This window comes from Sedimenticola hydrogenitrophicus (genome assembly GCF_029017505.1).
Lineage (GTDB): Bacteria > Pseudomonadota > Gammaproteobacteria > Chromatiales > Chromatiaceae > Sedimenticola > Sedimenticola hydrogenitrophicus_A.
This window is the reverse complement of sequence record NZ_JAQGEI010000026.1, coordinates 17,638-31,327: the sequence shown is the minus strand read 5'-3', so window position 1 is coordinate 31,327 and position 13,690 is coordinate 17,638. Positions and strand designations below refer to the sequence as shown.

General features: G+C 60.1%; 13 protein-coding genes. 3 read left to right on the top strand and 10 right to left on the bottom strand.

Annotated features, from left to right (window positions below; genetic code table 11):
* Window positions 1–3: 3 nt before the first annotated feature.
* Window positions 4–1,335 carry a tRNA 5-hydroxyuridine modification protein YegQ gene (yegQ, locus tag O9K64_RS15845; RefSeq protein WP_275099064.1) on the top strand — a complete coding sequence of 444 codons (1,332 nt, stop codon included), beginning with the start codon at window positions 4–6 and terminating at the stop codon, window positions 1,333–1,335.
* 154 nt (window positions 1,336–1,489) lie between these two features.
* Window positions 1,490–1,675 carry a PA3496 family putative envelope integrity protein gene (locus O9K64_RS15840; protein ID WP_275099063.1) on the top strand — a complete coding sequence of 62 codons (186 nt, stop codon included), beginning with the start codon at window positions 1,490–1,492 and terminating at the stop codon, window positions 1,673–1,675.
* Window positions 1,676–1,777: 102 nt separating this feature from the next.
* Here O9K64_RS15840 and O9K64_RS15835 read toward each other — a convergent pair whose 3' ends face one another.
* From O9K64_RS15835 to O9K64_RS15815, 5 genes are all read right to left on the bottom strand, one after another.
* Entirely contained in the window at window positions 1,778–2,104 is a 327-nt protein-coding gene (locus tag O9K64_RS15835) for a hypothetical protein (RefSeq protein ID WP_275099062.1), read from the bottom strand.
* Window positions 2,105–2,232: 128 nt separating this feature from the next.
* Window positions 2,233–3,081: a LysR family transcriptional regulator gene (locus O9K64_RS15830; protein ID WP_275099061.1), complete on the bottom strand. Its 849-nt coding sequence runs from the start codon at window positions 3,079–3,081 to the stop codon at window positions 2,233–2,235.
* A 158-nt stretch (window positions 3,082–3,239) separates the two neighbouring features.
* Window positions 3,240–3,650, bottom strand: coding sequence for a Mov34/MPN/PAD-1 family protein (locus O9K64_RS15825; protein WP_275099060.1), 411 nt, complete (start codon window positions 3,648–3,650; stop codon window positions 3,240–3,242).
* A 322-nt stretch (window positions 3,651–3,972) separates the two neighbouring features.
* Complete coding sequence (locus O9K64_RS15820; RefSeq protein WP_275099059.1) at window positions 3,973–5,031, bottom strand: DUF3549 family protein; 1,059 nt, start codon at window positions 5,029–5,031, stop codon at window positions 3,973–3,975.
* Between the two features lie 21 nt (window positions 5,032–5,052).
* The gene (locus O9K64_RS15815) at window positions 5,053–5,496 is read right to left on the bottom strand and encodes a YcgN family cysteine cluster protein (RefSeq protein WP_275099058.1); all 444 of its coding nucleotides are present in this window, start codon (window positions 5,494–5,496) and stop codon (window positions 5,053–5,055) included.
* 466 nt (window positions 5,497–5,962) lie between these two features.
* On the opposite strand from O9K64_RS15815, the gene O9K64_RS15810 reads away from it, so the two are divergent.
* The gene (locus O9K64_RS15810; protein WP_275099057.1) at window positions 5,963–6,805 is read left to right on the top strand and encodes a tetratricopeptide repeat protein; all 843 of its coding nucleotides are present in this window, start codon (window positions 5,963–5,965) and stop codon (window positions 6,803–6,805) included.
* Window positions 6,806–6,820: 15 nt separating this feature from the next.
* On the opposite strand, the gene sthA is transcribed toward O9K64_RS15810, so the two are convergent.
* From sthA to O9K64_RS15785, 5 genes are all read right to left on the bottom strand, one after another.
* Window positions 6,821–8,218 carry a Si-specific NAD(P)(+) transhydrogenase gene (sthA, locus tag O9K64_RS15805; protein ID WP_275099056.1) on the bottom strand — a complete coding sequence of 466 codons (1,398 nt, stop codon included), beginning with the start codon at window positions 8,216–8,218 and terminating at the stop codon, window positions 6,821–6,823.
* A gap of 370 nt (window positions 8,219–8,588) precedes the next feature.
* Window positions 8,589–9,023 (bottom strand): host attachment protein, encoded by a 435-nt coding sequence (locus O9K64_RS15800; protein WP_275099055.1) that lies wholly within the window; start codon window positions 9,021–9,023, stop codon window positions 8,589–8,591.
* A 315-nt stretch (window positions 9,024–9,338) separates the two neighbouring features.
* Entirely contained in the window at window positions 9,339–10,724 is a 1,386-nt protein-coding gene (locus O9K64_RS15795) for a sigma-54-dependent transcriptional regulator (protein WP_275099054.1), read from the bottom strand.
* Window positions 10,721–13,324, bottom strand: coding sequence for a PAS domain S-box protein (locus O9K64_RS15790; RefSeq protein WP_275099053.1), 2,604 nt, complete (start codon window positions 13,322–13,324; stop codon window positions 10,721–10,723). Before O9K64_RS15790 ends, O9K64_RS15795 begins: the two co-directional genes overlap by 4 nt.
* Window positions 13,315–13,647: a hypothetical protein gene (locus tag O9K64_RS15785; RefSeq protein WP_260292652.1), complete on the bottom strand. Its 333-nt coding sequence runs from the start codon at window positions 13,645–13,647 to the stop codon at window positions 13,315–13,317. The genes O9K64_RS15790 and O9K64_RS15785 overlap by 10 nt, the downstream gene beginning before the upstream one ends.
* Between the last annotated feature and the right edge of the window lie 43 nt (window positions 13,648–13,690).

The window sequence follows — 13,690 nt, the reverse complement described above, 5'->3', positions numbered from 1 at the left end:
CCCATGAAACGACCCGAACTGCTCTCCCCCGCGGGAACCCTGAAGAACATGCGCTACGCCTTCGCCTATGGCGCCGACGCGGTCTATGCCGGGATGCCCCGCTACAGCCTGCGGGTGCGCAATAACGATTTCATGGAGGAGAACCTGGCCATCGGCATCGCCGAGGCCCACGATCAGGGCAAGCAGTTCTTCCTGGCCTGCAACCTGATGCCTCACGGGGCCAAGTTGAAGACCTTCATGGAGGATATAGCGCCGGTGGTGGCGCTGGGCCCGGATGCCCTGATCATGTCCGATCCCGGCCTGATTATGCTGGTGCGCGAGCGCTGGCCGGAGCTGCCGGTGCATCTCTCGGTACAGGAGAACACGGTGAATGCCGCCTCGGTCCGGTTCTGGCAGCAGGTGGGCCTGACCCGGGTGATCCTCTCCCGGGAACTCTCCCTGGATGAGGTCGAGGAGATCCGTCAGGCCTGTCCGGAGATGGAGCTGGAGGTGTTCGTGCATGGCGCGCTCTGCATCGCCTACTCCGGGCGCTGCCTGCTGTCGGGTTATTTCAACCATCGCGACGCCAACCAGGGCAGCTGCACCAACTCCTGCCGCTGGGAGTACAAGGTGGGGCAGACCACCGCGGGGGAAGAGCTCACCGGAGTGGCCCAGTCGGGCCAGTCGGGTCAGCCGCGCCACCCGGCGGCTGACAGTGTCTATCTGCTGGAGGAGAAGGAGCGGCCCGGGGAGTACATGCCGATCTTCGAGGATGAGCAGGGCACCTATATCATGAACTCCAAGGACCTGCGGGCGGTGGAGCACATCCACCGGCTAGTCCAGATCGGGGTCGACTGCCTGAAGATCGAGGGCCGCACCAAGTCCCACTATTACACCGCCCGCACCACCCAGATCTACCGGCAGGCGATCGATGACGCGGTCGCCGGGCGGCCGTTCCGTCCCGAGCTGATGGGCGAGCTGGAGAATCTCTCCAGTCGCGGCTATACCGACGGTTTCTACCAGCGCCATGAAAGCCAGGAGCTGCAATCCTACCGGGACAACTCCTCCCGCAGCGCCCGCCAGCAGTTCGTGGCCGAGGTACTGGTGGGGGATGCCGGGGAGGGCAAGGTGTGGCTGGACGTGAAGAACAAGTTTGCCGTGGGTGACCGGCTGGAGTTGCTGACGCCGGCGGGCAACCGGCAGTTCATCCTGGATGCGCTGGAGGACCAGCACGGCAATCCCATGACCGAGGCCCCCGGTGGCGGCTATGTGGTCAAGGCCCGGCTGCCCCGGGACGATGTGCGGATGGGGCTCATTACCCGCCTGCTTGAGGAGCGGGGTCGCGCCATCGGCTAGTATTATGGGACCTCCCCGGTCGCGGAAAGCAGGCCGCGATGGCACGGCTATCGATCAATTATTTTCATCTTCACGACAAAAAATATTAACTTTACCTCTCCAGGCCACTGGGAGTAATTACTGTGCCTCTTTTATTTGCGTGAGTTGGGCATGAATGAATACGGTAGATGATGTTCTGGATAATGATGATCTGGAATCCGAGGAGGAGTCCGATATGGAATATATCTCCTCAAAGGCGAAGAAGAGTTCGCCTGAGGCCAGGCGCCGGGTGGAACAGCTGATGGAGCTGCGCCGGCTGCGTCAGCTGTTGGGCGATCCCGATTTCAATGGCCTTGACTGACTGTTTTGCCGGCCCAGGCGCCGGTCTGGCCGCCCGTCCGGCCTGGAACATAGCGGGTTAAAAGCCGGAGCAGGCCGCCACGTTGAATACGTCATAAAATTTTTAAGTTGTTTTTTCGGTCCATTTCGCAGTAAAAAATATCACCTGACCATCAATTTCTAGCCAATATTTGTTGGAGATCTGACAGTGAGTAGACGTTCCGATAGGGATGAGTATGATGACGACCTCGGTGAGTGGTCGGATAAAGTGCATCATAAGAACCGTAAGCAGAATGACGGGGGCAGAAGCAAGCGCTCTACGATGCGTGACAAAGAGGGCGCGCGCAAACCCAGCAGTCCCCGCCGGAATACCGACAAGCATTCGGATTTTTTCTGATTTCGGCGATGCCGGTACGCGCCCTGCCGTACCGGCATCTTCAACCCATCCCATCCGCCTTCCTGATGACCCATCAGTCTCATCGGGTCGAAAACCGTTTATAAAATCGCCGAATCACACCGGGGTCGGAGTCAAGCCGCGCACCGGCGATGGGAAATGCTTCCTGCGCGAGCCCATAGCCCTTAGCAGGCGCCCGCCTGCAGACAGGCGAGGGCACTCCTGACCGGTTTGCGGTATTCGCTCTCGGGGCGTACGACCCGATAAACCTGCCGCTCGATCACCGGCGCGTCCGCGACCCGGAACAGCTGGCCCTGTTCCAGCGCCCCGGCCACCATCTGTTCGGCAAGATAGGCGGTGCCGCCCTGTTGCCGGATCAGGTCGTAGGCCAGCCCGCCCGATCCGGCGCGCATCATCGGCACCGCCGCATCGGGAAAGTACTCGGCGTGCAGGCTGGCAAAACTGTTGCCCCAGTCCACCAGGGTGTAGCCGGAGTGTACCGCTTCGGCGGCGCAAAGCCCCTGCCGGGAGGAGACCATGACCAGCGGGACCTCCATCACCTTGCTGATGCTCAACTCGGACATCTGCGGCGGTTCAAACATGAACACCAGGTCGAGCAGACCGGAGGTGAGACGCTGGACCAGGGTCTCGCGGGTCAGGATCTCCACCTGCAGCATCATCTCCGGGGCCTGATGGGCCAGCTGCAGGCATAACCCCTTTACCAGAATGTCCCAGAGGTCATTCATGCAGCCGATGGCAATGGAGTCGGAGAGCGAGGACTCCATGGCGATATCCTGGCGCGCCCGCGCCCACCCCTTGACGATGGTCTCGGCATGGCGCTGCAGCCTGTTGCCGGCGAGGGTCAACTGGATGTCGCCGCGTTTGCGGATGAACAGATCCACGCCCAGGGTCGACTCAAGCTGTTTGATGCGCGCGCTGACGGCGGACTGGGTGACGCAGAGCGTCTCCGCCGCCTTGCCGAAATGACGTACCTTGGCCACCTCGAGAAAAGTTCTGAGCAGTGCGATATCCATGCCTAAGGCTCGGGAATAATGGGATTTTCCGGAGCATGACACTTCGCGGCATCGAATGCAATTCGGCTACCGGCGGCGGGATTCCTGCCGCTTGCAGGGTGAAATATCACGGCGTGAGGAGTTGTCGCGGCCGGCTGGGATTTTGTAAGCAAGGCGAGTCAAGAGACCAGATCCTCCTCTTCGAAGCGGTTGCTGCTGAGACGCCACGAGCGCAGCTCCGCGATCCCCACCGGGGTGACGGAGGCGATCAGGTAGGAGTAGCCGGGGGTGACCAGGTGCCGTTCGTCCTCGGAGGGGACATGGCTGTGGTCCGGCAGGGCGCGCCAGATGCCGACGATCTCCAGCCCCTGCTGTCGGGTTTTGCGGTCAAGCTGCTGCTGGTTGAGCAGTTCCAGGTGGAAGTCGCCTTCCATCTGGTCCGGGTAGGCCACCTGCTCCACTTTATGCACCGAGATATGTCCCTGTACCTGCTTGCCGAACAGGACGCCACAGGTCTCATGCGGATACGCGAGACTGGCCAGCAGTCCCAGCTGATCGCGCAGGTGTTGGGACAGGTAGAGGTGTGACATACCTTAAGCATAGGGCATGGTTTCTGTCGCGGAGTTATTTTTTTGCCAGAACTGACTGATTTGACTGGCTTTGTTGTGGTTTTATTCGGTGACTGACGGCAGCGTGGTGGTGAGGTTATACCGATGGACACGCGGCACCCTTGTTGACAGCTGTCCGCGGCGGTCGGGCGCGCCGGAACCCATCTTCGGATGCGGATGCGGGTGCGCGATGGGTTGCGCGCTGGAGAGGGAGCGGGCGGAGAGTTCATGGGGGCGCGCCACCCATCCTACGCCGGATGCACGCCGTCCCACTTATGTGGACTTATATGGGTAAAGGTCAGTGCTAGCCCTGCGTGACACCCTGAAACAGGGCGCCGATCGCACGCGAAAGCGGTACCGAACGGCCGGGGTCGCGGACCGCGGCCAGGAGCGGCTGGCGCATGCCCGGCAGGTAGAGCAGATCGGCCATGCAGAGGTTGAACGCCTCCTGACCGGCGCTGTTCTCGGCCAGGCGCTCCAGGAACAGGCGGCGCAGCTCGACGTCCAGCAGCTGTTCCCAGGCGCGCCCGGAGACGGCGCTCAGGATCTCGATATGGTTGCCGCCCGGGGAGGCGAGAATCCGGCTGATCAGTGCCCGTTGCGGCCCCGGCGCGCCGGAGCGGGCGCTGCCGCGGATGGCGGCCGCCAGCAGGCCGGGGTCGGGGTTGGTCCGCTGCAGCTCCTGCGCGACCCGGTCGAGCAGGGCCTCGGTTATTCCCCGGGAGGTGGCCTCATTCTCCAGGCAGTGGCAGAGGGCGATCAAGGGCTGGACCGGCAGCGCGGGGATGGCCTTGACCAGGGCGGTCTCGTTGCCATCCTGATCCAGCCGGGCCGCCAGGTCGGCGATGCCCTGATAGCCGACGAAGGACCACTGCTCCCATCCGGGCTGGCCGGAAATGTATTGCTGTGCATGCGCATAGAAGCGGGAGGGTGGGGCGTTCAGCAGACGGGAAACCTGGGCATGGAACACCGCCATGCGCTCTTCCTTCGGCTTGAAGCTGTAGGGGTTGTCCTGCAGCGCGGTGTCCAGTTGCCGATCTTCATTGTCCGCCTGCACCCTTTCACCGATCCGCTCGATCAGGCGGTGCATGAAATCGTCGCGGGCCGCCTGCAGCAGGCGGCCCTGTTCGTCCAGCGGCAGGCGCAGGAACCAGATCAATGGCTCCTGTCGAGCGTTCTTGTCCTGCAACAGCAGGGCGAACCAGGCCTGCTGCTGCAGCGGGTAAGGGTAGGGGATTTCGGTCTTTTCGAACTGCATGAAGCGGTCGCGGGGGAGCTGGTCCACCCGCCGTCCCATGTCAAAAAAGCGCAGTCGGGCACCGCTGGTTTGCAGAAATTCGGTAATGGTGCTGATCGGTTCCACGGGGGTCTCGCCGCTCTGCGGTTATCTGATCCAGTCGATGATGTGGTGATCCAGGTTGTCGGCCTGCAGTTCACTGATCACCCGTCCGCCCACCGAATTGCCACTGTAGATGACCGTCTCCCCGGTTCCGGAGACAAGCGGGTGCCACTCCGGCAGCGGCCTTCCCTCCGCCAGTAACCGGTAGGCGCAACTCTCGGGGAGCCAGTAGGGGTCCTCCAGCACCTCCAGGGTGATGCTGACGCAGTCGGGCACATTGAGCGAGCGGTTGGGATAGTCGCTGCAGCGGCAGACGGACTGGTCCAGATAACGGCAACAGACATTGGTGAACTGAATCTCCCGGGTCTCTTCATCTTCAAAGCGGTGCAGGCAACATTTGCCGCAGCCGTCGCACAGCGACTCCCACTCTTCGGGGGTCATCTGCGCGAGGGACTTGTGGACCCAGAATGGGATTGCGGATGGCGACATCCAGCTATTCTACCAGTGATTGGCCGGATGTGGCTGCCCCGAGTGTGGATTTCGTCCCGGGTTGGAAGCACCGGGGCCGGCCGGATCCGGGAGCGACATTTGTCTGGATTAGCCGCTAAGTCATTGTCCGCTTGAGAGTTTGCTAACACCGTGCCAGATCAGTGAGAATTTTCAGCATGGTTGCCGGTCCGGTCTGCCCGTTCTCCGGCCGTTCATTATAACTGTTTGATTTTAATGTGGATTAAAAATTGTACAAAAAGTATCCAAATTAATATTGCAGTTTGATGAACAGGCCGTCCGGGCAGATATGAGCAACTTTTCCACAGTCTTATCCACAGGAATTGTGGATAACTGGCACTCGCGGTCGGATCTTCAGCAGCCGGTGGGAAATTGATCCCGGACGGGAAACGCGCCGCTTTTCGTGGGATACTACGCCGTTTTTTATAATCTTGAAGGAGTCTACGGGATGCTCTCTCCGCGGCGTTCCATATCACGGGATGAGGATGCCCCTGCGGCGGTGCGGCAGGATGGTCCCTCTTATGAGCAGGGGGTGGCCGCCTATGCGCGGCGTGCCTACGAAGAGGCCTGTCGCTGCTGGTCACCGCTGGCCGAGGCGGGTGACGCCCAGGCGCAATATGGCCTGGCGGTGCTGTTCGACCGCGGCGAGGGGATCGCCCGGGATCTCGCCACGGCCGTCGCCTGGTATCAGCGGGCCGCCAACCAGGGGCTGGCGGACGCCCAGTACAACCTGGCCGTGCTCTACAACGAGGGGATCGGCGTTCAGGGCAGCCGCAGCCAGGCCGTGCACTGGTTCCGCAAGGCGGCCGAGCAGGGCGATACCGAGGCCCAATACCGCCTGGCGCGCTGTTATGATCAGGGGCTGGGACTGGCGAGAAACCAGGCGCAGGCGGCAGCGTGGTACCGCCGGGCGGCCGAGCAGGGGCACGCCGCGGCGCGCAACTGCCTGGGGGATATGTATCGAACCGGTGACGGTGTGGCGCGCGACTATGCCCAGGCACTGTACTGGCTGACCCTGGCGGCGCGGCAGGGTTACGGCTACGCCCAGGTCAACCTGGGGTATCTGTATGACCAGGGCCTGGGCGTGGAGGCGGATCCGCTGGAGGCGATCAACTGGTACCGCGAGGCGGCCCTGCACGGCGATCCCATGGCCCAGTACAATCTGGCGGAGATGTTCCGCATCGGGCGCGGCGGCCAGCAGGACCCGCGGCAGGCCATCCGCTGGTACCGCAAGGCGGCCGCCCAGGGGCACCCCGGCGCCGTCAGGCGCCTGCGGCGGATCGACGCCTGATCGGGCCGGCGGGGATCAGAAGATGCGGTTCAGGCCGTTCAGTGCCGCCACCCGATAGGCCTCGGCCATGGTTGGGTAGTTGAAGGTGGTCTCGGTGAAGTAGAGCAGGCTGTTGGCGCTCCCCTTCTGGGACATGATGGCCTGGCCGATGTGGATGATCTCCGCGGCGGTCTCGCCGAAACAGTGGATACCGAGGATCTCGAAGGTCTCGCGGTGAAACAGGATCTTCAGCATGCCCACGGTATGCCCGGTGATCTGCGCCCGGGCGATGCTCTTGAACATGGCGTGCCCCACCTCGTAGGGCACCTGCTGTTCCGTCAGTTCCCGCTCGCTTTTTCCCAGGGAGCTGATCTCCGGGTTGGTATAGATGCCGGTGGGGAACTGTTCGATCAGGCTCCAATCGCACTTTCCGGCACTGATCTGGGCGCCGACGAAACGACCCTGGTCGTAACTGGCGCTGGCCAGTCCCGGCGGTCCGGCCACGTCGCCGGCGGCGAAGATATGTGCCTGGTCGGTCTGGTATTTTTCATTGACCTCGATCTGCCCCCGGTGGTTGATGCGGACGCCGATCTCCTCCAGTCCCATACCGCTGGTGTTGCCGGAGCGGCCGTTGGCCCAGAGTAGGATGTCCGTCTTAAACTTTTTTCCGGATTTGCAGTGCAGCACCACGCCGTCGTCCAGCGCTTCCACCCGGGTGTACTCCTCGTTGTTGCGGATCACCACCCCCTGGTTGCGCAGATGGTAGCTGAGGGCGTCGGTGATCTCGTCATCCAGGAACGAGAGCAGGCGGTCGCGGGTGTCCACCAGGTTCACCTTGACGTCCAGATTGCAGAAGATGGAGGCGTATTCGCAGCCGATCACCCCCGCCCCATACACAGTCAGGGATTTTGGGGTGTGCGTCAGTGACAGGATGGTGTCGCTGTCATGCACCCGGGGGTGGGAGAAATCGACATCCTCCGGGTGATAGGGGGAGGAGCCGGTGGCGATCACGAAATGATCCGCCGTCACCCGTTCGGCGGAGCCGTCGAAGTGCTGAATGTTCAGGGTGTGCTCGTCAAAAAATGTCGCGATTCCGTAGAAAATATCCACGTTGTTGCGGGAGTAGTAGCGATAGCGAGTGCTCACCTGCTCCTGGATGACCGATTCCGCCGCCCGCAGCATGCGCGGGTAGTCCACGTTGACCTGTTCCACCGTGTGCTGAAACAGCGGGTTGCGCTTGTAGTCCACCATCATGGAGATGTTGTGGCGCAGCGCCTTGCTGGGGATGGTGCCCCAGTGGGTGCAGCCACCGCCGACCTTGTCGTGTTTCTCGACAATGGCGATCTTCTGGCCCGATTTGGTCAGTTTCATGGCGGCGCCTTCGCCGCCGGGACCGCTGCCGATAACCAGGGTGTCGTAGTGCTTTTGCGTCATATTTTCCGTTCTTCAGAGAGGTGTCTGGGTTGCCGGGAAGTGTCCACGGCTGTCACCGCGTTGGTCCGGTCCGGGATCTGTTATCTAATTTTTTAATAGAATCATTAGTATACTCTGTCGATGCGGTTCGAGCCAGATGCAGAATAATTTTGCCCACAAAAAATAAGATGATTGTACTATTATTTTGCAACTACTCACCCGGGGGCCATTAAGGCCCCTTCGATACACCGCGGAGGAGATAAGCCATCGTGTGAGGCCGGCAAGGTAGGCCAATTACCCCGGGAGTAGTTACGTTTTTAGGTTTATACCGATTGATCGTGAATGGCCGTGGCGGGACAACCGGTGTGCCACGGCCGGTACGGGCGACTGCCTAGAGTCGGTGGGGCAGGTTCTTGCGGATGGTCTCAACGTCGTGGGCGGTGAGGTTCTTGGAGATTTCGCTGGCAACCAGTTTCTGTAGCGGTTGCGGTTGTTGCTTTCTCAGCAGGCCGAGGAAGCTGGGTGCGGCGATGACATGGAGTTTGTTGAAATGGCCCTGGGCACGGCCGGATTCCAGGGCGGCACAGACCTGGTGGGCAAAACGTACCGCTTCATCGTGTTTCGCCTCGTCCACATGGCCGATGTCATGGCTGCGCGGGCCGGAATTGCGATCGCGGCCCGGCTTGTCGGTCACCAGGTCGCCGGCATGCAGCCGCGCCTCGGGGTGATCCAGGGTCTGGATCTCGACCAGGGGGCTGAAGGCGTTTTCCACGGAGAAGATTCTTGCACGGCTTGTGTCAGCAACTACTACCCAGGCTGCATTCATAATCATTCCTCTCTCAAGTTGATGATCGGGTCGATGACCCTGGATACTGGGAGCCTGTCGGGTTTGACCGACCGTAGCGAGGGAAAGCCGATTTGTTCCGCACATCCCTGTGCTTCACCCCTCGGGGTTTGCACTTCAATCGCTCCTGGCAATTGAATGAGCCAGATTTTTTGATCTTTCGAGGCGAATAGTTGGCCTATTTAACGAGGAAGATCGGAAAATATGGCCAAATTCGGTTTTTCCGCAGTAGGTCAGTGTTAAATCCGACAGGCTCCTAGAGTATAGAGGATTCCCCGCCGGGAGATACCGGCCGGTTTACTCAAAATCCTCCTCTTCCCGCTCAATCACGATATGTTCCGGAGGGGTCAGTTGGTAGTGCCTTATCATCCTTCGCAAACGTGGACGGGAGATCCCGAGAATCTCACAGGCCCGACCCTTGTGCCATTGGGTTGCCTCCAGGACCCTGGCTATATGGGTTGCCTCCATCTCTTCAAGGCTTTGATCTGCCGGGGCTTTCGCATGGTTATTGCGGTCTTTTCGGGACAGGTTATCCAGCGGCGGAGGCAGCAGGTCGCGGGAAAGCGCATCGCCATGCGAGAGGGCGATACTCTTCATCAGCACATTCTCCAGTTCCCGCACATTGCCCGGCCAGTCATAGCGTTCCAGGCAATCCAGCACCTCTTGGGAAATGTGGGTCACATTCCGATGCAGTTCCTTGTTGATACGCCCAAGCAGCACCTGGATCAGGTCCATCAGGTCCTCTTTTCGTTCCCGCAAGGGTGGCAGATGGATGTTGACCACCTGTAGCCGGTAATAGAGGTCCTCCCTGAACTTACCGGCCTTCACGGCTTCCTCGAGATTGACATTGGTGGCGGTGATGACTCGCGCATCGGTTGTCTGGGCCTGTTTTGCTCCCAATGGGGTGTACTCCTTGTACTGCAGCACCCGCAGCAGCTTGGCCTGCATGGCGGGGGACATCTCACCCACCTCATCGAGAAAGATGGTGCCCCCCCTAGCCAGGGAAAATTTACCTTCCTGCCGGCCGACCGCACCGGTAAAGGCCCCCTTCTCGTGGCCAAACATGTCGGATTCGAGCAGGGTTTCCACCAGTGCCGCGCAATTGACAGCGACAAAGGGACCACCCGGGTTCTCTCCCGAACGGTGAATGGCGCGTGCCACCAACTCTTTGCCTGTGCCGGATTCGCCGGTAATAAGTACCGTGGCCGGGCTTTTTGCCACCATGCCGATGGTCTTGAATACCTCTTTCATCCCCCGGCTGCGCCCGACCATGGAGAGGCTGCTGGTATCGCCGATATGCGCCGGCAACAGATTTTCACTCTCCTGGACCGGTACCATCAGCTTGGCAATGGCACTTTCCAGTTCGTCGATATCGATCGGTTTGTGAATATAATCATCCGCCCCGCTCTGCATCGCCTCGATGGTGCTCTCCATATCGTGGAAGGCGGTGATCATGATGATCCTGGCCTGGGGCAGGGCGGTTTTGAAATCGGGAATGCCCTCCAGCCCGGAACGGCCCGGCATGCGGATATCCAGAATGACCAGGTCGGGTTTGGTCTCTGCCGCCGCAAGACCCTGGTCGACACTGTGGGCGATCTCCACATTATGTCCCTGGTTGCGCAGATGAACCTGCAGTGTCCGGCAGCTGGCGACGTCGTCATCGACAATAAGGATTTTGCTCATGCCGGGCTGTTCTCCGCTGATTGCTCTTCATCTTGCTGAATGGAATTCGGTGAAATGGGTAATACCACGGAGACCCGGGTGCCCTGCGGTTCATTGGGCAGGAGTTCGATGGCGGCCCGATGTTGATCGAGGATGCGTTTGACAATCGCCAGACCGAGCCCCGTTCCCTTGGTTCGGGTGGTGAAAAACGGCTCAAACAGCCGTTCCCGTTCCTCGGGATCAATGCCATTGCCGTTGTCGCAGATATCCACCCGGATGCAGGTGCCGCTCAAGCCCAATTCCACCATGACATCAATAGCCACCCGGGGTCTGTGGATGCCATCGGTCGACTGGGCGGCGTTGGTAATGAGGTTACTGAATACCTGGCGGAGTTTGGTGGCATCACCATAAAGGGTCGGCAGGCCCGGATGATACTGGGTCGAAACCTGGACATCGAACTCCTCGATCTTGCGCTGTGACAGGCCGATCGCCATATCGATCACCCGATCGATGGTGATCCATTCCGGGTTCAGCGCATCGGGTTTTGAATAGGTGAGCATGTCGGAAAGGATCTCCTCCATGTAGCGGATCTGCTCCAGCGAGATCTGGCGCAATTCGTCCGTCTCCGCCAGTGCCTGGTCTCCGTTCTGTTTGCCCAGGATCTGCAGCGTCATCTTCACCGAGGAGAGGGGATTGCGCAGGTCATGGGCGATCATGCTGGCCATGCGCCCCATGGCGGCCAGCGCCTGGTTTTTGGACAGCTCACGATTGCGCTCCTCAACTTCCGCTTCGAGCCGCTTATGTTCGGTAATATCCTCTTTGACGGCAAGAAAGTGGGTGATTTCACCCTCGGGATTTCGAATAGCGGATATAGTGGCACTCTCCCAATAGAGCTCCCCCGATTTCCGGCGATTATGGAATTCGCCCCGCCACTCCTCGCCCCGGTAGACCGTTGCCCAAAGATTTTTATACTCGGCCTTGCTGGTTTCTCCGGACTTCAGAATCCGTGGGTTTCTGCCGACCACCTCTTCCCGGGTATAGCCGGACACCTCGGTAAACTTTGGATTGACATAGTCGATCAGTCCCTGCCTGTTGGTGATCATGACAACACTGGGACTCTGTTCCACCGCACGGTTCAGTTTGCGCAACTCTTCTTCGGAACGACGTTGCTCGGTGATGTCCTCACCAATACCGGTTACGCCGATCACCGCCCCGGCGGGGTTATAGGAGAGGGTGTTGTTCCATGCGATCAGCAGCAGACTGCCGTCACGGGCCAGCACCCGGCCCTCATAGCGGGGTGGGAATTGCTCGGGATGGCGCATCCGGTCGATGATGCCCAGCATGTCGGCTTTAAATTCGTCCGGGATAAAGGTCTCTATCCATGCCTTGCCTATGACATCCTTGCGTTTCCAGTCGGTAAGGCGCAGAAAATAGTCATTACAGAAGGTGATCAGGCCCTGGCGATCCAGTGCGACCGCCACCAATTCGATGTTTTCAAGGGTATGGCGGAATCTTTGTTCATACTCGCGTTGGGCATCGGTGCGCCGGTGGTGGTACTGTGAGTGGGCGAGAAACAACGCGCTGATGATAATCAGCCCCAGCATGCCGAGATAGAGCGCCAGATGCTGCTGGATGAAAAACGGCAGCGTCGCCGACAGTTCACGGGAAGAGACCTGGGCAATGATCTTCCAGTGACCAGGGGGATTGCCCTGGACCGCCGGGCTGCCGGGTTGCGATGTTTGCCTGGCCACGCTGAGCGGGGAGACGGTGTGGAAGGTGAAGAGTCCCGCGGATGTCTGGAACTGGCCGCTCTCGGATCGCTGGATGATATCCCAGGCGCGTGGCTGTTCGGTGGCGAATGTCTTGTCGCTACCGAACATAAAGCCCCACTCATCTTTTCGGTTCAGGCTTTTCAGCCAGTAGCCCTGCTCATTGACCAGTACGACATGATCGGCAATGTTGGCCGCGGCCTGGGTGAAGTTGCCGATCAGCCGGTCACCAAAATAGTTGAGCATGATGGCGCCCTGTTTTACCCCCGCATCGTCAAATACCGGGGTGGCAAAACGGATCATCGGTTTTAACGGGTACTCTATTTTTCCATCTTCGATATTGAGATCCAGCGGCGAGAGGTAGAGTCCGCCTCGCGATTGGCTCATTACATCCTGGATATAGTAGCGGTCCGCCTTGTTCTGGAGCTCATCGCGGGGCACGGTGCGCAGCTGTCCGCCATTGTAGTTGACCCGCACAACCTCCCGGCCGGCCCTGTCCAGATAACGGATCTGATCGAACAGTCTCTTTTCTTCGGCAAAGACGGAGAACTCCAGGGCAACACGTTGTTCCAGGACGTGCCGCGGTGCCTGCAACAGACCCTGCTGTTCGACATGCCGGGCCAGAAACATCAGATCGCTGGCCACGCTGGAGATATCGCTGACGATCATGCGTCGGGCCAGGTCCACATTGAGGCTTTCGCTGGCTTCGCGGTTGCTGCGCTCGGTGGTGTAGTAGGTGTAATAGTGCATCGAACCGACTATTCCCAGCATCAGCAGGAGCGACATGAAGATGCCTGCGAACCCTTTCACCAGGCTCAGGCGTGACTGCGGCATGGGCGGGGTTATCGGCATTGTTGCTCCATATGCCTCTGCAGCCGGTTCAGGTAAGCGGTCAGCGGCTCATCATGGCCCCGTGGGATCAGAAAGGTAAGTCGCGCCGCGATGATGTAGGGTTTGCGGTCCCCTTCCCCCGCCGGTTGCGCCTCGGTCAGCAGCCGGTGTACCCGTTCCAGCACCGTGGCCGGATCCTCGCAATAGCGAGGCAGGGTGACGTTGCGGGAGTACCATTGGGCGGCGCCGGAGATGCCGAGCAGGATCAACAGCACCACCGCCACCAGCCGTAACGGCCGGAAGGGCGGTTGTTGTGCATTGTCTAAAACCTGTGGTGCGGTCATGATTTAGAATATTACCGGTCGCCTGATCGGCGTCGTCAGTTTC